This window comes from Pseudoduganella sp. R-43 (assembly GCF_049913255.1).
In the GTDB taxonomy this organism is placed as follows: domain Bacteria; phylum Pseudomonadota; class Gammaproteobacteria; order Burkholderiales; family Burkholderiaceae_D; genus Rugamonas.
In genome coordinates this window covers 1,401,531-1,418,977 of sequence record NZ_CP183988.1, presented here as the reverse complement: position 1 = coordinate 1,418,977, position 17,447 = coordinate 1,401,531, and the positions used below count along the sequence as shown (strand labels likewise).

Genomic DNA, 17,447 nt, shown 5'->3' with positions numbered 1-17,447 from the left:
TTATTAGAAGTTGGCGCCGATCACGAACTGCATGTTGTCGCGGTCGTGGAACTGGTCGTACTTGGCGCTCTTGTTATAGCTGGTATAGCTGATGTCGGCGTAGTAGCGGTTGTTGTAGTCCGCGCGCAGGCCCACGCTGCGGGTCTGGCGGTCTTCGACGAACAGGTTGTCGGCCGCATAACCCTTCACGTCATGCGCGAAGTACAGGCGCGGCTTGAAGTTGACGCCGGCCACCACGTTCGGAAACAGCATTTCGGCCGACAGGCGATATCCCCAGGCGCTGCTGGTGGCATAGCCTTCGTTCTCGCAGTAGGAGGCATTGGGCTGGATGCCGGCCGGCCCGCAAGTGCCGCCCAGCGCCGCGGTCGGGCCGAAGTTGTACATGAAGCCGCGCACGTAGCGGGTGCTGGTGTTCGGGTCGCCGATGCCGCTCCACTTCTGGCCCGCCACTTCGCCCAGCAGGGTCAGCGAATCGGCGCCCAGCACTTGCGGGATCTGGCGGATGAACGACACCTGCGCCTGCGTCTTGTCCTTGCGGTCATAGCCGTGGATCACGGTGCCGGTCGGCACCGCCGGGTTGCGCGCAATGACCGCCAGCTTGGCCTGCGGGCCGATGCCCAGCGCAGTGCCGACCAGCAGGTCGATCGCGTTGATCTGCACCGGGATGTCCTTGGTGCGCGACACTTCGCCAAACAGCGAGAAGCCGCCCACTTCGGTGGCTGCCGACAGGCCCAGGGTCTTCACGTTCTCGCCGCTGTAGTCCCACACGATATTCCCGGCCGGCAGCACGCCCAGCGTGCCCAGTGCCGGCGCCAGCGACGGCACGGCCTTGACCAGTTGCGCCAGGCGGCCCGACCATACCGACGGCAGCGCCGACGGCTGCTTGACCACCGAGACGATCGGCGAGTGGCTGTGGTAGCGCGCGAAATAGACGCCGAAGTCGGTGGCAATGGCGTCGGCAAAGTAGTGGCTCGACACGCCGAACTGGCCGGACTTCTTCGGCTTGATCTTTTCCGCGGTGGTCATGCGGAAGTTGAGCGGCATGCTGCGCGACAGGCCGAGCGAGGCCAGCACCGGGTCCAGCGCAGCAGGCAGCGCGGCCAGGAACGGCGCGCCGTTGTACTGGCCCTGGTCGTTCAGCTTGGTGCCGTCGCCAAACAGCACGGTGCCGTTGTTGCAGTTGAGCGAATCGGCCGCCGACCAGTAGGTGCCGCAGCCGTCGACCACGTTCTGGCGCCAGCCCAGGTTGTAGAAGGCCTCCACCGACACGCCGTTGCCCAGGCCCAGGTTAGCCATCAGGGCCGGCTGCGGACGCAGGACTTCCTTGACCTGCGCGCCCGGGCGGCGCGCGGCGCTGGTATCGAAGGCGCCCATGGCGTTAATGCCCGGCACGAACAGCGATTCGCCCCAGTTGATCACCTGGTTGCCCAGCTTGGCGCTCAGCGCCTTGCCGCCCAGGTCCCAGTTGGCGAACACATAGGCGTCGGCCAGCGCCACGCCGTCGAAGGTGGACAGCTGGTCGAAGCCGGTGTCGCTCAGTTCTCCGTTCTGCTTGTAGCCGTTGTTGAAATGCCCGTGCGGCATCTCCTTGCCTTTCAGGACGCGGTCGTACCACGCGAAGCTGCGCACGAACATGCCGTAGGTATCGCCTTTCAGTTCCAGTTCGCCTGTCAGCTTGCCGACGGTGGAATAGGCATCGTGCTTCTTGAAGTTCAGGTTGCCGTCGTCGGCGCCGGCGCCCGCCGTGCCGCCATTGGGTACAGAGATCAGGTTCTTGTCTGCATCCTTCATCCGGATGCTGGTGCCGACCGACATGTTCAGGGACCAGCGTCCTTCCAGTCCATTGTCGGTGGTGAAGGTATCTGCGTGCGCCAGTGGGGTTGCCAGCGCCGCCGCCACGGCGAGCGCCATGATACGGTTGTACTTCCTCGTCATCCTAGTGTCTCCTAATGGTTTTTACAGCTTCTTATACAGGCTTATTTAACTGCTTGAACTCCTCACGCAACTTCATCTTCTGCACTTTGCCGTTGGCGGAATACGGAAGCTCGCTGACAAAAACCACGTCGTCGGGAAGCCACCACTTGGCTACGCGGCTGGCAAGGTAGCCTAACACTTCATCGCGTGTGGGGGAACTGCCATGGCGGGGAACGACCACCAGCAACGGGCGTTCCTGCCATTTTTCATGCGGGATGCCGATCACCGCGGCAGCCATCACATCGGGATGGCCCATCACTGCGTTCTCGACATCGATCGATGAAATCCATTCGCCGCCGGACTTGATCACGTCCTTGGCGCGGTCGGTTATCTGAAGATAGCCATCGCGGTCGATGTTGGCGATGTCGCCGGTATCGAAGTAGCCTTCCTCGTCCAGCACCGAGGCATCGCTGCCGTAATAGGCCGACAGGATCCACGGCCCGCGCACCATCAGGCGCCCCGTCGCCACGCCGTCGTGCGGCAGGCGCCGGCCCGCTTCGTCCTTCAGCGCCAGCTCCACGCCGCACACCGGCCGGCCCTGGCGCGCCTGCACGCGCAGCTTTTCTTCCTCGCTGGCCTTGTCGTGCGATTGCAACAGCGAGCACACGGTGCCCAGCGGCGACATCTCCGTCATGCCCCAGGCCTGCATCAGGGTCGCCCCCAGCGTGTTGCGGCAGCGCGTGAACATCACCGGCGGGATCGCCGAGCCGCCGCACAGCATGCGCTCCAGGCATAGCTCCTGCAGCGCCGGCCGCGCTTCGCTGTCGATATGGTTGAGCAAGCCTAGCCAGACGGTCGGCACGCCCAGCGCCATCGTCACGCGCTCGTCGCGCAGCAAGTCGTAGATGCTCTTGCCGTCCAGCGCTGGCCCGGGCAGCACCAGCTTGGCGCCGCTCATGGCGCCGGCGTACGGCATGCCCCAGGCGTTCACATGGAACAGCGGCACCACCACCAGGCAGCTGTCGCGGTGCGAAATGGCTGCACTGCCCGCAGCGCACAGGCCCATCGAGTGCAGGTAGGCCGAGCGGTGCGAGTACAGCACCCCTTTCGGGTTGCCGGTGGTGCCGGAGGTGTAGCACAGCGCCGACGCCGTGCGTTCGTCGAACTGCGGCCAGGCGTAATCATCGCTGGCGCCTTCCACCAGCTCCTCGTAGCACAGCGTTCCCGCCGGCAGGCCGGCGGGCATATGCGCGCGGTCGGTCATGCAGACGAATGCCTTCACACCTGCCAGCTTCGGCGCCAGCGCGGCCACCAAGGGCGCGAAGGTAGTGTCGAAGAACAGCACCTGGTCCTGCGCGTGATTGAGAATGTACTCCACCTGTTCCGGGAACAGGCGCGGGTTGATGGTGTTCAGCACCGCACCCATGCCCGACACGCCAAAGTACAGCTCCATGTGGCGATGCGTGTTCCAGGCCAGCGTGCCGACCCGGTCGCCCATGCCCACGCCCAGCGCCAGCAGCGCATTGGCAATGCGCCGCGCGCGCCGTTCCACTTCGCCGTAACTGCTGCGGTGCAGCGTGCCTTCACAAGTGCGCGAGACAATCTCGGCGCGCGGGTGCACGCGGCGCGCGTGCTCGATCATCGAGGAAATCAGCAGCGGCTGATCCTGCATCAAGGCTTGCATACGCTAATCCATTACATATGGCGTTTCAGGAAACCGGCCAGCGTGTCGAAGACGCGGCCATACGGAGGGCGGAACAGGCCGAAGCCGTTCAGGCGCGCCTGCCGGTAGATCGGCTTCTGCTTGGAGAACGCGAGGAAGCCATGCTCGCCGTGATAGGCGCCCGTGCCGCTGGCGCCGACGCCGCCGAACGGCAGGTTTTCCTGCGCCGCATGCCACAGCGCGTCGTTGACGGTGACCCCGCCCGAGATGGTCGAGCGCAGCACCTTGGTGCAGTTGCGGCGCTCCTTGCCGAACCAGTACAGCGCCAGCGGGCGCTCGCGCTGGTTGATGAAGGCGATGGCTTGCTGCAGCGTGTCGTAGGGCAGCACCGGCAGCAGCGGGCCGAAGATCTCTTCGCGCATGACCGCCATCTCGGACGTGACGTCCAGCAGCAGCACTGGCGCCATGCGCCGCTCGCCCGCTTGCCCCGCTTCGGTACCGCCCAGCCGCAGCACGCGCGCGCCCTGCTCTTCCGCCTCGCGCACCAGCTTCTCCAGCCGCTGGAAATGACGCTCGCTGATGATGCTGGTGTACTGCTCGTTGCCGGCAAACTGCGGGTACATCGCCGCCGCCGCCGCGCTCAGTTCGCGCACGAATTCGTCCACGCGCGCGCGCGGCACCAGCGCGTAGTCGGGCGCCACGCAAGTCTGGCCGGCGTTGAACAATTTGCCGAAAGCCAGGCGCGGCGCAGCCTGCGCCAGGTCGCAGCTTTCGTCGATGATGGCGGGCGACTTGCCGCCCAGTTCCAGCGTCACCGGTGTCAGGTTGTGCGCCGCGGCGACAGCGACCTGGCGTCCTACCGCGGTGGAGCCGGTAAAAATGAGATGGTCGAACGGCAGCGCCGCAAAATCGCGGCTGACCTCAACGCCGCCTTCGACCACGGCCAGCTCGGCCGGGGTGAAATAACGCGCCGCCAGTTGCGCCAGCAGGCGCGAAAAGGCCGGCGTCAGCTCGCTGGGTTTGATCATCACGCGATTGCCCGCCGCCAGGGCGGCAGCCGCCGGCACCAGCGCCAGTTGGCAGGGGTAGTTCCACGGCACGATATTGCCGATCACACCCAGCGGCTGCGGCATGATCCGGCTCGAGCCGGGCAGCATGTGCAGCGGCGTCGCCACGCGGCGCGGCCGCATCCAGCGCCCCAGCTTGCGGCGCTGCTGGCGGATGGCCGACAGCACGACGAACAGCTCCGTCAGCACCATTTCCTGCCGCGCGCGCCCGCCAAAGTCGGCATCGATCGCTTCCAGGATGGCCGCTTCGTTGTCGGCCACCAGCGCCTGCAGGCGGTCAAGCCGCTCGCGCCGGATGGCGGCCGGCGGCACCATGTCGGCATTGAAGGCCGCGCGCTGCACTTCCAGCCTGTCCAGCAGCGATGGCGAGCCGCGTCCTACGACGGCAGGGTCGAATTCCTGAACTTTCATCACAGTGTCTCCAGTTGCGCCGCGTTTTATTTAACGCTGTCTTGAAACGAGTATGTGTTTGACACTACTATTCGTCCAATGCATTGTATTTATCCGCACAATGCATATTCCGCATACTAGGAGTTTTCCATGGATTTCAAGCGCTTGCGCTACGCCCTGGCGGTGGCCGACGAAGGCAATTTCGTGCGGGCCGCCGAGAAGATCAGCATCAGCCAGCCCGCCCTGTCGCGCGCCGTGCAGACCCTGGAGGACGAACTGGGATTCCTGCTGTTCGACCGCGGCAACCGCAACGTGGCGGTGACGGTGGCCGGCGCCGCCTTCTTCAACCACGCGCGCCGCTTGTTGTTTGATGTACGCAACATGGAACACGATTTATCGTTGTTGCGAAATGGCGACAGCGGCCATGTGGCCTTCGGCATCGGCCCCCTGCACTCGGGCGCCCTGCTGCCGCGCATGCTGCGCCAGGTGCGCGCCGACCAGCCGGGCATCAGCCTGTCGGTCACCATCAACACCTCGACCTACCTGCTGGACCACCTGCGCGGCGAGGAAATGGAATTCTTCATGTCCGACGTGCGCCTGATCGAGCCGGCCGAAGACCTGATCATTACCCACGAATGCCGCCAGTACGGCGGCATCTACTGCCGCCCCGGCCACCCGCTGCTGGGGCGCGACGACGTCACCCCGCCCGAGCTGCTGCCCTATGGCATGGCGGCGCCCACCATTCCCGAAGTGCTGATGACGCAGATGAACAAGCTGTTCCGCCTGCCGCCGGGGCGCGACCTGCCCATCATGCTCAGTTGCGACAGCGTGCATACCCTGGTCGACGTGGTGGCCGAAAGCGATCTGCTGCTGATCTCCAGCCATGCGGCGCTGGCCGAGGCGGCCGCGGAAGGCCGGCTGGAACAGGTACAGGTGCCGCTGCCGCCGCTATGGGCCGACATTGCCACCATCCGCCTGCGCGGGCGCACCCTCTCGCCCGGCGCCCAGCGCGTGCTGCAGGCGGCGCGGGAAATCCTGGCGCAACTGGCCGGCACGGAAATGCCGCGCCAGTGATCCGCCGGCGCGGCTCCGCTGGCGCAGCCTCAGGCCGCAGCCGCGCGCAGCGCTTCCAGGTCGCGCAGCTCGATCTGGCCGTAGCGCAGCCCGATCGCGCCGCAGCCGGCCAGCGCCTGCAATTCCTTGTTCAGGGTGGTGCGCCCGACGCCGAGCATCATCGCGATCTGGTCCTGTGAAGCGGCGATGGTGGTGCGCGCGCTGGCAGCCTGGGTCAGCTCGCCATGCGCCATCATCAGCAGGCGCCGCGCCAGGCGGGTGCGGGTGCTGTGCATCGCCATGTCGGCGATCAGGCCGAAAGCGGCGTGCAGCCGCTCCGCCTCCAGCCGTGCCATGGCGTTGGCAAACACCACGTCCTGCATCAGGGCCGTAAAACGTTCCGCGCTGACCGCCAGCAGTTCCGTGTCCTCCTGCGCTGTTGCCGTGGCGCTGCGCGGCAAGTCCGCCAGCAGGGCCGTTTCGCCGAACCAGTTGCCCGCTTCAGCCAGGGTCACGATCGCCTCGTTGCCGTCCGCATGCATGACCGACAGCCGGACCGCGCCGCGCACCACGCCCCACAGCCCATCCTGCGCCCCGGACGTCCGCTCACCCTGCAGGTAGAGCACCTCGCCTTGCTCCAGGCGCACGCTGCGCGTCACCGCCAGCAAGGCGCTGGCCTGCGCCGCCGGCAATCGCGCGAACCAGGGGTTGTTGAAGAATATCTGCATGCAAAAAAAATCCTGAATTGCCCGGAATTGAACAATCTTCGCCGGCGCAGCCCTGCATCATGGTTGCCAAAGGAGACCAGCCATATGGACAACACCATGATGTACACGCTGCTCGCACTGGTGATCACGGGCCTCGCCCTGGCGGAATTCGCCAGCCGCCGCTACCGCGACACGGTGCACGCCAGCGCCAATGATACAGCGCTCGAAGTGGGCATGACAGTCAGCCTGTTGCTGATTACCCAGCCGTTGATCCTCTTCGCCACCAGCGCGCTGGGCCAGTGGCTGGCGCCCGGCATGCGCGATGCCTGGGCCGGCCTGCCCTGGTGGGCCTGGGCCGGCCTGCTGCTGGTGGGCGACGACATGACGCAGTACTGGTGGCACCGCATCTCGCACTCGCCGTTGCTGTGGCCCCTGCACCGCGCCCACCACTCGGCCTCTTACATGAGCATCCGCATCACCTACCGCAACAACTTCTTCTACTATCTGATGATGCCGGGCATCTGGTTTGCCGGCGCCATGGTCTACCTGGGCTGCGGCTGGATGTATTTCGCCTACGTCGTGGTCAAGCAGGCGGTCATCCTCGGCGCCCACTGCGCCTGGGCCTGGGATGAACCGCTGTACAAGGTTTGCGCGCTGCGGCCCTTGATGTGGGTCGTGGAGCGCACCATCTCCACCCCGGCCACCCACCGCGCTCACCACGCCATCACCAACGCCGACGGCATCGGCCATTACAAGGGCAATTTCGGCAACCTGCTGTTCTTCTGGGACGTACTGTTCGGCACCGCCCACATCACGCGCCGCTACCCGGCCCAGTACGGGCTGCGCGACGACCAGCTTTTCGGCGCCGAGCGCTGGGACAGGCAGATGTTCTACCCGCTGCTGCAGTCGAAGCGCGAATACAGCGCCCTGAAATTCGGCGGAAAGAGCTATAGCGATGAATAAGGCCGGGATAGTGGTGACAGGCGGCTTCGGCGTCCTTGGCCGCGCCGTTGGCGGCGCCTTGCTGGCCGGCGGCGCTCGCGTCGCCCTGGTCGACCACGCCCCGGCGAACGCCAGCCAGCTGCAAGGCGCACTGGCCTGCGGCGGCGTGGATCTGTGCGACCCGCATGCTGCACAACGCTGCATCGACGGCGTCGCCGAGCGCTTCGGCGGCCTCGATGGCATCGTCAACGTGGCGGGCGGCTTTGCCTGGGAATCCGTGGAGCACGGCGACATCGCAACCTGGGACCGCATGTACGCCATGAATGTGCGCACCACTCTGCTGGCATCGCAGGCAGCGCTGCCGCACCTCCTGCGCCAGGGACGCGGCCGCATCGTCAATATCGGCGCCATGGCCGCCAGCCGCGCCCAGGCCGGCATGGGCGCCTACGCCGCCGCCAAATCCGGCGTGGCCCGCCTGACCGAAGCCATGGCCGAAGAACTGCTCGCACGCGGCGTCACGGTCAACGCCATCCTGCCCGGCATCATCGACACGCCGGCCAACCGCGCGGCCATGCCGGACGCCGACACCAGCCGCTGGGTCGCTCCGGCAACGCTGGCCGAGGTGGTGCTGTTCCTGCTGTCCGACGCTTCGGCCGCCGTGACTGGCGCCCTGCTGCCGGTCACCGCGCGGGGGCTGGACTAGCCGGCCGTCAGCGGCAGCCGGAATTCGAAGCGCACGCCCTGGCCCGGCGCACTGGTCAGGCTTACGCTGCCTTGCAACGCACCGCAAACCAGGTTGTTCACGATGTACATGCCGAGGCCGGAACCGCCGGCGCCGACCTTGGTGGAGAAGAAGGGCTCGAAGATTTTCTGTTGCAGCTCAGGCGCGATGCCGACGCCGTCGTCGCTGTAGACCAGCCGCACATGGTCGCCCGCCACGCTGGCGGCGATCGACACCTTGCCGCAGCCGCGCCCCTCGAACCCGTGCAGGATGGAGTTGACGATCAGGTTGTTCAGGATCTGCTCCAGGTGTCCCGGATAGGAATCCATCAGCACCCCGGGCGGCACTTGCAGCTCCACCGTGACATTCGCCTGCCGCATCATGCGTCCCAGCGTGACCAGGATATCGTGCAGGCAGGTATGCAGGTCGAACCGGCGGCGGCGCTGGCTGGTCTGGTCCACCGCCACGTTCTTGAAACTCTCGATCAATTCGCGCGCGCGGTCGGCGCTGCGGATCAGCACCTCGCTCGCCTCGCGGCAATCGCCGGCCGACTGCACCAGGCAGGAACGCGTCAGCTTGCCCGCCAGGGCATTGCCGGCCAGTTCATCCACGCGGTCGCGCAGGGTCGATGCCAGCAGCACCAGGTTGCCGACCGGCGTGTTCAATTCATGCGCCACGCCGGCCACGATGCTGCCCAGCGCCACCATCTTTTCCTGCTCGACGATCTGCTGCAGGGCCAGGCGCAGCTCGCAGCTGCGCGCTTCCTCCGCCTCCTTGCGCTGCGTGATGTCGCGCACCAGCGCCGCAAAGGCGGGCGGCTGCGATTGCGGCACCTGCCATTGCGACACCTCGACGTCGAACTCGCGCCCGGTGCGGTGGCGTGCGCGCTGGCTGCAACCCTGCGCCGGCAACAGCACCTTGCCGGCGGGCTGGCCCAGCATTTCATGGCGGCGCCACCCGAACAGGTCCTCCGCCGCATGGTTCCAGTCGGTCACCATGCCCTGGTTGTCGGTGCCGATGAAGGCTTCGCAGGCGCTGTCGATCACCATGCGCAGGCGCCGCTCCGATTCGTGCAGGGCTTGCGTGCGCTCCTGCACCTTCGCATACAGCTCGCACAGCACGGCCACCTTGTTGCGCAGCACGGCCGGTTCGATCGGCTTGTTGAGGAAATCCACCGCGCCCATTTCATAGCCCTTGAACTGGCGCACGCGGTCGTGCAGGCCGGCGGTAACGAAGATGATGGGCAGGTGGCGCGTGCGGGGGTTGGCGCGCAGCAGTTCGGCCGTTTCCAGGCCATCCATCTCCGGCATCTGCACGTCCAGCAGCACCACGGCAAAATCGTGCCGGAGGGATTGGCGCAGGGCTTCGTTGCCGGACATGGCTTTCACCAGGTGCAGGGACAGCGGCATCTCTTCCAGCAATGCTTCCAGCGCTGTCAGGTTCTCCTGTCGGTCGTCGACCAGCAGCACCGGGATGTTCAGTTCCATGCGCTCCCCTAGCGTCTAATCCAGACCCGCAGCAGCGACAAAAGCTGCGCGGTATCGATCGGCTTGGCGAGGTAATCGCTGGCTCCCGCCTCCAGGCAATGCTGGTGATCGCCCGGCATCGCCTTGGCGGTCATCGCGATGATAGGCAAATCCCTGAAGCGGGCATCGGCGCGGATGCGGCGCATCGCTTCGTAACCATCCATCTGCGGCATCATTATATCCATCAGCACAGCGTCCACCCTTCCTTCCGACGCCAGCCTGTCGAGCGCTTCCTGGCCATTTTCCGCTTCCAGCACTTCCACCCCGCGGTCGCCGAGCAGACTGGCCAGGGAGAACAGGTTGCGCATGTCGTCGTCCACCACCAGCACCCTGCTGCCGGCCAGGGCCAGGGCCTCCTGCCGCGTGGCATGGCCGCCCTGCTCCACGCTGTGCAGGAACAACTGCACTTCGCTGAGCAGCCGTTCGGGACTGTGCGTGCCCTTGATGATCACGCTGCGCGCGTAGCGGTTCAGCATGCGCAGCTGTTCGCGCGTCAGGTCCTGGCCGGAGTGAATCACCACCGGCAGGTGGCGCATGCCGGGCGTGGCCTGCATCGCCTCCAGCACCTGGTAGCCGGACATGTCTTGCAGGCCAAGGTCCAGTACCATGCAGTCGAAGTGGCCTCGCGCCAGCAGCTCGATGGCTTCATGCCCGGACAGGCAGCGCACGACTTCCACGTCGCGCCCCGCCAGCAGGGCGGCGAGGCTGCTTGACTGGCTTTCGTCGTCTTCCACCACCAGCACGCGCTTCAGCGCACCGGCCCAGGCCTGCTCGATGGTCTCGAATACTTGCGACAGCTGTTCGGGACTGGCCGGCTTGGTCAGCAGGCCCAGCGCCCCCAGGTCGCGCGCACGCTGGATTTCGTCAAGGCATGAGATGAAATGCACCGGCAGGTGGCTGGTACGGGGATCGGCGCGCAGCTCGCGCATCACTTCCCAGCCATCCATGCGCGCCATCATCACGTCCAGCAGCACGGCATGCGGCGCTTCGTGCCGTGCCAGTTGCAGGCCCTGCTCCCCGTCCGGCGCGACCAGCGGCGTGTAGCCGCGTGCGCGCACGAAATCTGCCAGCAGGCTGGCGAAGAATGGATCGTCTTCCACGATCAGGATGCGGCGCACGCCATCGCCCGGCGCCGTGGCGGGCGGCGCAGCGGCTGCCGGTCCGGCGCTTGCCGGGGCGGACCCAGGCAGCAGCGGCAGCATGAAAGTGAACGTGCTTCCTTCTCCCTCCACGCTGTGCAGGTGCAGCGCCCCGCCCATGATGCGCGCGAGCTGCAGCGAAATCGACAGGCCCAGCCCCGTGCCGCCATAATGCCGGCTGATGCTGCCGTCCGCCTGCCGGAACGCTTCGAAGATCGTCACCTGCTTATCCGCCGGCACGCCGATGCCCGTGTCGCTGACCGCAAACGACAACTGGTCTCCCACGACGGAAATCCGCAACGCCACGCTGCCCTGGTGCGTGAACTTGAGCGCATTGGCCAGCAGGTTGCGCAGTACCTGCTGCACGCGCTGTCCATCCATCATTGCCGCTGCCGGCGTGCCGGGCAGGCGCTCGATCCGCAGCACCAGGCCCTTCTGCTCCGCCTGCGGCTGGAACTGCGCCAGCAGGTCGTCGCACAGGCCGGCCAGCTCCACCGGCTCGACGTTCAGCTCCACCTTGCCCGATTCCATCTTGGCCAGGTCCAGGATATCGTTGATCAGGTTTAGCAGGTCGCGCCCGGAATTGTGGATGGTTCCCGCATATTCAAGCTGCCGTTCGTTCAGGTTGTTCGCCTTGTTTTCCTTCAGCAGCGCCGACAGGATCAGCATGGAATTCAAGGGCGTGCGCAACTCGTGCGACATATTGGCCATGAACTCGCTCTTGTAAGCGCTGACGCGCTGGATTTCCTCGCGCTGCCGCTCCAGCAGGTCGGCGCGCTCCTCCAGCTCCGCATTGCTTTGCTGGAGCTCCTCCTGCTGCACCCGCAACTCCTCCGCCTGCTGCGCCGTCTCCGCCAGCAAGGAGCGCGTGCGATGGCGCGTGATGTTGACCTCCAGCCCGATCGCGATCGCCTCCGCGCACAGGTCGACAAAAGCCAGCTCGTTATCGCTGAAGTGCCTGAAGGCGCCCAGCTCGATCACCCCCACCATATTGCGCCCATGCTGCAGCGGCTGCACCAGCACGCAGGACGGCTCCGCACTGCCAAGGGCCGAGCCGATCTCCAGGTAGCCGGGCGGCGCCGCGTCGACCAGTATCCGCTTGCCGTCGCGGATCGCCTGCCCCGCCAGTCCCTCGCCCGGCGCAATGCGTGCAGGATGGCGCTCCTGCGCCAGCCCATAGCCGGCCAGCAGGCACATGCCCGCCCCCGCTGCTTCATCGACGTACAGCGCCCCGACCCGCGCCCCCAGGCGCTCCGCCAGGAAGTCCAGGAGGCGCTGCCCGAGCACCGCCAGTTCCTGCTCGCCGCGCATCACGATATTGAGTTCATTCTGGCTCGACTTGAGCCAGTCGCGCGCACGGTCGGCCAGCTTGCTGGCGCGCAGCGCTTCGGTCATTTTGGCGAAGGCCTCGTCGAAGCTGCGCTGCGATTCGGCCAGCGCCGCTACCGACAGCAGCAGGTCGCCCGCCTCATCGTGCGCCACGCCGGCCAGGTCCAGCTGCGGCAGCGGCGCCGGCGTCAAGCCGTGATCGAGATTGCCGCTTGCGACAGCCTGCACAGCTGCCACATGGCCGGCGCGCGAATCGGCCAGCGCGCGCGCCGAGTCCAGCGCCCGGTGCAGCGGCTGCGCCACGTTACGCTGGTAAAACACGCGCAGCGCCGCCGCCATCAGCACCAGCACGGAGCCGAATGCGATCAGCACCCAGCTCACGACGCGGGTGGCGCTGGCCGCCTCGCGCGTGGAATCCACCTCCAGCACGCCACGCACATCGCCCAGCTTCCAGTCGGTCTTGGGACTTTGCGGATGGCTGTTATGGCAGGAAACGCAGGCATCGGCGCTCATGCGGTCGGCCAGCGCCACGCGCACCGTCGTGCGGCCGTGCAGGGTTTCAGTGCGGGAGAAGACGCCGTCGGGAGTCTTCTGCAGGTAGGTCCAGGCGTCCCGCGCAAACTGGTCGCTGGCGCGCTCGCGCCGCTGCGGGAAAGGAAAGGGGCTGTAAAGCTTGACCACCGTGCCGCCGCCCTGCATCAGGTCGCTCAGGTCGTGGATCATCGTGGCCGGCAGCGGAATCGCGTTTTCCTTGCTGCGATAGTCCGGGTCGACCTGCATGTCGGTCTGCGCCAGCACCCGCGCCGCCACGTTTTCAGTGTAGTACTTGCGCAGCATGAGGAATTGCCGCACCGTGGCCTGCGCCGAATCGACAGCGTCGCGCTCGGCGTTCTCGCTGATCAGGATTGGCAATAATGCCGAAATGACCAGACCACACCCGGCCAGCAGCAAGGCGATTGGCAGGAACAGCTTCCAGAACAAGCTGCTGGAACGTGCGAGCACGGCAAGCCTCCGCAAGGCTGAGTTTTCACCCTATTCTTGCGCGGAATATCCCATGAGGCAAGCCTACCGACAGTTACTATTTTTTTAGTGGCCGCAGCACGATTTCGAACAGCTTCGGCCAGCGCTTGCCGGTCACGAACAGGCGGTGCGACTTGGCGTCGTAGGCGATGCCGTTCAGGACATTGTCGGCATCGCTGCCCGCCCTGGCGGTAGCGGCCAGCCCGGACAGGTCGATCCAGCCCAGCACATGGCCGCTGAACGGGTCGATGCGGGCGATGCGGTCGGTCTGCCAGACATTGGCATAGATCTGCCCATCGACCCACTCCAGCTCATTGATCTGCGCCAGCGGCTGGCCGTCGGCCGTGACCTTGATCCGGCGCTGCTCGCCGAAGGTTTTCGGGTCCAGCACGCGGATTTCCGGCGTGCCGTCGCTCATGTAGAGGCGCTCGCCGTCGCTGGTGATGCCCCAGCCTTCGCCCAGGTAATTGAAGGTGCCCTTGATGGACAGGCTGCCCTGGTCCATCACGTAGCCGGCCTGGTTCATCCAGGTGATGCCGACAATGCTGTCGCCATGCGGCGCAATGCCTTCGCCGAACACCTTCTCCGGCAGGTCGCGCTTTTGCAGCACCTTGCCGGTGGCCAGTTCCACCTTGCGCACGGAGGACGCGCCATACTGGCCGGTACTCTCCCACAGGAAGCCGTCCTTGAAGAACAGGCCCTGGGTGAAGGCTTGCGGATCGTGCGGGTAGCTTGCCTTGATCGTGTAGCCCTGCACGGGCATGGCAGCCGATGCGATCTGCGCGGCCAACGCCGCCGCGCCCAGCGCTGCGAGCTTACGCATCCCACAGGTCTCCGGTGGCGTTGCTGCGCGGCGGGGTCACGCCGAAATGCTGGTAGGCCTGCGCCGTGGCGACGCGCCCGCGCGGCGTGCGTTGCAGGAAGCCTTGCTGGATCAGGTATGGTTCCAAAACGTCCTCGATAGTATCCGCGGCCTCGCCGATGGCAGCCGCCAGGTTGCCGATGCCGACCGGGCCACCGCCGAATTTGTACAGCACCGCTTCCAGCAGCTTGCGGTCCATCACGTCAAAGCCCACATGGTCGACGTCGAGCATGCGCAGCGCCGCATCGGCCAGCTCGCGCGTGATGTCGCCGTTGCCCTTCACCTCCGCGTAGTCGCGCACGCGGCGCAGCAGGCGGTTGGCGATGCGCGGCGTGCCGCGCGCGCGCCGCGCGATTTCCAGCGCGCCGCCTTCGTCGATATTCGCCTTCAGCAGCGCCGCGCTGCGGGCGACGATCCTTGCCAATTCCTCGGTAGTGTAGAACTCCAGCCGCGCCACGATGCCGAAGCGGTCGCGCAGCGGGTTGGTCAGCATGCCGGCGCGGGTGGTGGCGCCGACCAGGGTGAAAGGCTGCAGGTCCAGCTTGACGCTGCGCGCCGCCGGGCCTTCGCCGATCATGATGTCGATCTGGTAGTCCTCCAGCGCCGGGTACAGGATTTCTTCGACCACCGGCGACAGGCGATGGATCTCGTCGATGAACAGGACGTCATTCGCCTCCAGGTTGGTCAGGATCGCCGCCAGGTCGCCCGGGCGCTCCAGCACCGGGCCGGATGTCTGGCGCAGGTTAACGCCCATTTCGCGCGCAATGATATTGGCCAGCGTGGTCTTGCCCAGGCCCGGGGGGCCGAACAGCAAGGTATGGTCAAGCGCCTCGCTGCGCTTGCGGGCGGCCGAGATGAAGATTTCGAGCTGGTCGCGGATCTTGGACTGCCCGACATATTCATCGAGATGCTTGGGACGCAAGGCGCGCTCGATGGCCTCCTCGTTGGGCGAAGATGGCGCCGCATCGATGATGCGCTGCTCGGTGAAATTGTCGGTTTGAATGCTCATGCCAGCTCGAAAAACAGGTTCAAGGCATGATTCTATCAAGGCCGGACAGCCCGGGGCTCACTTCACGTTGGAAGCGGCCGCGCTTGCCGTTTCGTTGGTTTTTTTCTGCAGGCTGCCTGACACCTGCATCGCCTTCTCACGGCGGTCAGGCTGGCCATCCTTCTTCGGCTCCTGCAACCCGGTGGCCTTGCGCGCAGCGGTGGAAGGTTCGCCTTTTACTGTTGCCCTGGCCGGCTGCCGGGCTTCCGGCTTGTCCTGCCCCGGCGCGGCCTGCTGGCTCCAGGCCGCAGGCGCCGCTGCCAACAGCAAGCCGCCCAGCGGCACCGCCAAAAGTTGACGAATAGTCATGAGAAATCTCCTCGAATATTCGCCAAAGTCTAGCACGGCCGGTCGTGAAGGACTGCCGCAGAGGTGATCCAGCGGCCGGGCTAGCGCTTAACGCTCCTTGTAGACGATGTCGATCGCCAGGCCGGCGGCCAGCAGCAGGCCGGAATTGGCCTTGAAGTCCTCCGCGATCGAGATCATGTAGTTGTCGGCGCTGGTGAACAATTCCTTGCCGATGCCAGCCCACTTCTTGCTGACGGTGCCTTTCTCGTTGCCCTTGGCGTCGAGGAACTTGAAGTTCCAGCCCTTCCAGTCGCCCTTCACTTCGGCGATCAGCTGGTCGCGCATGTCGTAGACGAAGAAGCCGCCGCCCAGGCTGAACAGCTTGGACTTGAAGTACCCGATCGCCTGGCCCGAACGGTCCAGGATCTCGATGCGGGAACGCAGGAAGGTTACGCCGCGCTTGATGGTGAGCAGCGCAGGGCCGTTGGCCTGCTCGGAAATTTCCACCTTGGTCGGCAGGATGCGCTTGTCGATCACCAGGCGCAGCGCATGGACCAGGAAGCTCAGTTTTTCCTGTGCCACGCCCAGGTTCTGCTGGGTATCGGGGTCGATGATGTCGTAAGCGTCCGAAAGCTTGAGCACGCCGACGTGCTCCTTGACGAAGTAGTTAGTCCTGTCCAGCAATTGATTTCCCCAGTAGTGAGTTTGAGTTATGAAGTACATGTGCAGTCGCGGCGAACTGCTCGTTGCCCGCCAGCTTGCCGCTGATCGTGTCAACGATCTTGAAGCCAGCGCTTTGATACAAGGCCAGGGCGGCCGTGTTACCAACCAGTACATCCAGCGACAAGGCCCTGCCCGACTCGCGCAGTACTGCGTCGAGCAGCGCACGGCCGATTCCCTGCCGGTAGCGGGCAGGATCGACGTACAGCCAGGTGACTTCATCTTCCGTGAAGCCGGCAAAGCCTGCAACTTCACCGGCGATTTCCGCCACCAGCAGCGTCGCCTCGAACAGCCCCTCTGCCTCGCCGGTTTGCTCCAGCGTCAGGAAGGCATCTGCCAGGCCGCTGGAATCGAGTTCGAACTTGCGCGCGGCATCGTGCACCGCGCAGATGCCTTGCCAGTCTGCAGCTTGATAAGGCCGGATAATCATGCGATCAGCGTCCCGGGACCAGGTAGCGCAGTTCGGCCATGCCGGTGCCGATCTGCCGCGCCGACTGCAGCAACAGCGGCGGGTTGGTCAGGCGCCGCGGGAACAGCGGCTTGCCGTGCCCCAGCGTGACCGAACCCACCTGGACGATCAATTCGTCCAGCAGTGCGGCGTCATGGAATTGCCCCGCCAGGTCGCCGCCGCCCACGATCCAGATATTCTTGTCGCCCGCTGCCTCGCGCATGACGGCGTGCACCGGACGGACGTCGCCCTTCACGAAGCGCAGGTCGGCGCCGGGAATCGACGGCAAGGTGCGCGACGAAAAGATCCAGGTCGGCTGCGTATAGGGCCAAGGCGATCCCGTTTCCGCCGCCACCGTTGCGGCATTGCGCACCATCCACTCGTAGGTGGACGAGCCCATCGCGATGGCGCCAACCCGGGCGATGAACTCGGGATAGCTGCTGTCATTGATATCGCCAAGCGGGAACAGCCAGTCCAGCGAATCGTCTTCGGTAGCGATAAAGCCATCAAGGCTTGTCGCGGTAAAAAATTGAGTCTTCATTTTGAGTGCAGCGCTGCCGCGTTTGCGGGAATGGGTGCAAGATTGTACGCGCCCGCAGCGCATCGAATT

15 protein-coding genes are annotated in these 17,447 nt (G+C 65.6%); 3 read left to right on the top strand and 12 right to left on the bottom strand.

What is annotated here, in order from left to right; all coding sequences use genetic code 11:
• Positions 1-3: 3 nt before the first annotated feature.
• From ACN9M3_RS06685 to ACN9M3_RS06675, 3 genes are read right to left on the bottom strand one after another with little or no spacing between them, the layout of a single operon-like run.
• Positions 4-1,935, bottom strand: a complete 1,932-nt coding sequence (locus tag ACN9M3_RS06685; RefSeq protein ID WP_426168920.1) for a DUF1302 domain-containing protein — start codon at positions 1,933-1,935, stop codon at positions 4-6.
• Positions 1,936-1,966: 31 nt separating this feature from the next.
• Positions 1,967-3,598 carry a long-chain-fatty-acid--CoA ligase gene (locus ACN9M3_RS06680; protein ID WP_426168917.1) on the bottom strand — a complete coding sequence of 544 codons (1,632 nt, stop codon included), beginning with the start codon at positions 3,596-3,598 and terminating at the stop codon, positions 1,967-1,969.
• An 11-nt stretch (positions 3,599-3,609) separates the two neighbouring features.
• Positions 3,610-5,055: a coniferyl aldehyde dehydrogenase gene (locus ACN9M3_RS06675; RefSeq protein ID WP_426168915.1), complete on the bottom strand. Its 1,446-nt coding sequence runs from the start codon at positions 5,053-5,055 to the stop codon at positions 3,610-3,612.
• A gap of 129 nt (positions 5,056-5,184) precedes the next feature.
• Between ACN9M3_RS06675 and ACN9M3_RS06670 the strand changes: the two genes are divergently transcribed.
• Complete coding sequence (locus tag ACN9M3_RS06670; RefSeq protein ID WP_426168913.1) at positions 5,185-6,108, top strand: LysR family transcriptional regulator; 924 nt, start codon at positions 5,185-5,187, stop codon at positions 6,106-6,108.
• 29 nt (positions 6,109-6,137) lie between these two features.
• Here ACN9M3_RS06670 and ACN9M3_RS06665 read toward each other — a convergent pair whose 3' ends face one another.
• Complete coding sequence (locus ACN9M3_RS06665) at positions 6,138-6,815, bottom strand: Crp/Fnr family transcriptional regulator (protein WP_426321329.1); 678 nt, start codon at positions 6,813-6,815, stop codon at positions 6,138-6,140.
• 84 nt (positions 6,816-6,899) lie between these two features.
• Between ACN9M3_RS06665 and ACN9M3_RS06660 the strand changes: the two genes are divergently transcribed.
• Complete coding sequence (locus ACN9M3_RS06660; RefSeq protein ID WP_426321327.1) at positions 6,900-7,757, top strand: sterol desaturase family protein; 858 nt, start codon at positions 6,900-6,902, stop codon at positions 7,755-7,757.
• Positions 7,750-8,439 carry an SDR family NAD(P)-dependent oxidoreductase gene (locus tag ACN9M3_RS06655; RefSeq protein ID WP_426321325.1) on the top strand — a complete coding sequence of 230 codons (690 nt, stop codon included), beginning with the start codon at positions 7,750-7,752 and terminating at the stop codon, positions 8,437-8,439. The genes ACN9M3_RS06660 and ACN9M3_RS06655 overlap by 8 nt, the downstream gene beginning before the upstream one ends.
• On the opposite strand, the gene ACN9M3_RS06650 is transcribed toward ACN9M3_RS06655, so the two are convergent.
• The 8 genes from ACN9M3_RS06650 to ACN9M3_RS06615 form a co-directional block, all read right to left on the bottom strand.
• Entirely contained in the window at positions 8,436-9,944 is a 1,509-nt protein-coding gene (locus ACN9M3_RS06650) for an ATP-binding protein (protein ID WP_426321323.1), read from the bottom strand. The two genes, ACN9M3_RS06655 and ACN9M3_RS06650, sit on opposite strands and share 4 nt — an antisense overlap.
• 8 nt (positions 9,945-9,952) lie before the next feature.
• Positions 9,953-13,453: a response regulator gene (locus tag ACN9M3_RS06645; protein ID WP_426321321.1), complete on the bottom strand. Its 3,501-nt coding sequence runs from the start codon at positions 13,451-13,453 to the stop codon at positions 9,953-9,955.
• Between the two features lie 76 nt (positions 13,454-13,529).
• Positions 13,530-14,294, bottom strand: coding sequence for a glutaminyl-peptide cyclotransferase (locus tag ACN9M3_RS06640; RefSeq protein WP_426168896.1), 765 nt, complete (start codon positions 14,292-14,294; stop codon positions 13,530-13,532).
• A complete protein-coding gene (gene ruvB, locus ACN9M3_RS06635; protein ID WP_426168893.1) occupies positions 14,287-15,342 on the bottom strand; it encodes a Holliday junction branch migration DNA helicase RuvB in 1,056 nt (351 codons plus the stop codon). The genes ACN9M3_RS06640 and ruvB overlap by 8 nt, the downstream gene beginning before the upstream one ends.
• 57 nt (positions 15,343-15,399) lie before the next feature.
• Positions 15,400-15,690: a hypothetical protein gene (locus ACN9M3_RS06630; protein ID WP_426321318.1), complete on the bottom strand. Its 291-nt coding sequence runs from the start codon at positions 15,688-15,690 to the stop codon at positions 15,400-15,402.
• An 87-nt stretch (positions 15,691-15,777) separates the two neighbouring features.
• Positions 15,778-16,353, bottom strand: a complete 576-nt coding sequence (locus tag ACN9M3_RS06625; RefSeq protein ID WP_426168888.1) for a phospholipid scramblase-related protein — start codon at positions 16,351-16,353, stop codon at positions 15,778-15,780.
• Positions 16,337-16,819: a GNAT family N-acetyltransferase gene (locus ACN9M3_RS06620; protein WP_426168886.1), complete on the bottom strand. Its 483-nt coding sequence runs from the start codon at positions 16,817-16,819 to the stop codon at positions 16,337-16,339. The genes ACN9M3_RS06625 and ACN9M3_RS06620 overlap by 17 nt, the downstream gene beginning before the upstream one ends.
• Positions 16,820-16,823: 4 nt before the next feature.
• On the bottom strand, positions 16,824-17,378 hold the full coding sequence (locus ACN9M3_RS06615) for a dihydrofolate reductase family protein (protein WP_426321315.1): 555 nt from the start codon (positions 17,376-17,378) through the stop codon (positions 16,824-16,826).
• Between the last annotated feature and the right edge of the window lie 69 nt (positions 17,379-17,447).

What these genes read in the sequence shown, in the direction of transcription:
- ACN9M3_RS06620 (WP_426168886.1), bottom strand. Translation starts at nt 16,819, where the DNA reads ATGATTATCCGGCCTTATCAAGCTGCAGACTGGCAAGGCATCTGCGCG.
- ACN9M3_RS06655 (WP_426321325.1), top strand. Translation starts at nt 7,750, where the DNA reads ATGAATAAGGCCGGGATAGTGGTGACAGGCGGCTTCGGCGTCCTTGGC.
- ruvB (WP_426168893.1), bottom strand. Translation starts at nt 15,342, where the DNA reads ATGAGCATTCAAACCGACAATTTCACCGAGCAGCGCATCATCGATGCG.
- ACN9M3_RS06650 (WP_426321323.1), bottom strand. Translation starts at nt 9,944, where the DNA reads ATGGAACTGAACATCCCGGTGCTGCTGGTCGACGACCGACAGGAGAAC.
- ACN9M3_RS06665 (WP_426321329.1), bottom strand. Translation starts at nt 6,815, where the DNA reads ATGCAGATATTCTTCAACAACCCCTGGTTCGCGCGATTGCCGGCGGCG.
- ACN9M3_RS06640 (WP_426168896.1), bottom strand. Translation starts at nt 14,294, where the DNA reads ATGCGTAAGCTCGCAGCGCTGGGCGCGGCGGCGTTGGCCGCGCAGATC.
- ACN9M3_RS06680 (WP_426168917.1), bottom strand. Translation starts at nt 3,598, where the DNA reads ATGCAAGCCTTGATGCAGGATCAGCCGCTGCTGATTTCCTCGATGATC.
- ACN9M3_RS06670 (WP_426168913.1), top strand. Translation starts at nt 5,185, where the DNA reads ATGGATTTCAAGCGCTTGCGCTACGCCCTGGCGGTGGCCGACGAAGGC.
- ACN9M3_RS06675 (WP_426168915.1), bottom strand. Translation starts at nt 5,055, where the DNA reads ATGAAAGTTCAGGAATTCGACCCTGCCGTCGTAGGACGCGGCTCGCCA.
- ACN9M3_RS06660 (WP_426321327.1), top strand. Translation starts at nt 6,900, where the DNA reads ATGGACAACACCATGATGTACACGCTGCTCGCACTGGTGATCACGGGC.
- ACN9M3_RS06685 (WP_426168920.1), bottom strand. Translation starts at nt 1,935, where the DNA reads ATGACGAGGAAGTACAACCGTATCATGGCGCTCGCCGTGGCGGCGGCG.
- ACN9M3_RS06615 (WP_426321315.1), bottom strand. Translation starts at nt 17,378, where the DNA reads ATGAAGACTCAATTTTTTACCGCGACAAGCCTTGATGGCTTTATCGCT.
- ACN9M3_RS06630 (WP_426321318.1), bottom strand. Translation starts at nt 15,690, where the DNA reads ATGACTATTCGTCAACTTTTGGCGGTGCCGCTGGGCGGCTTGCTGTTG.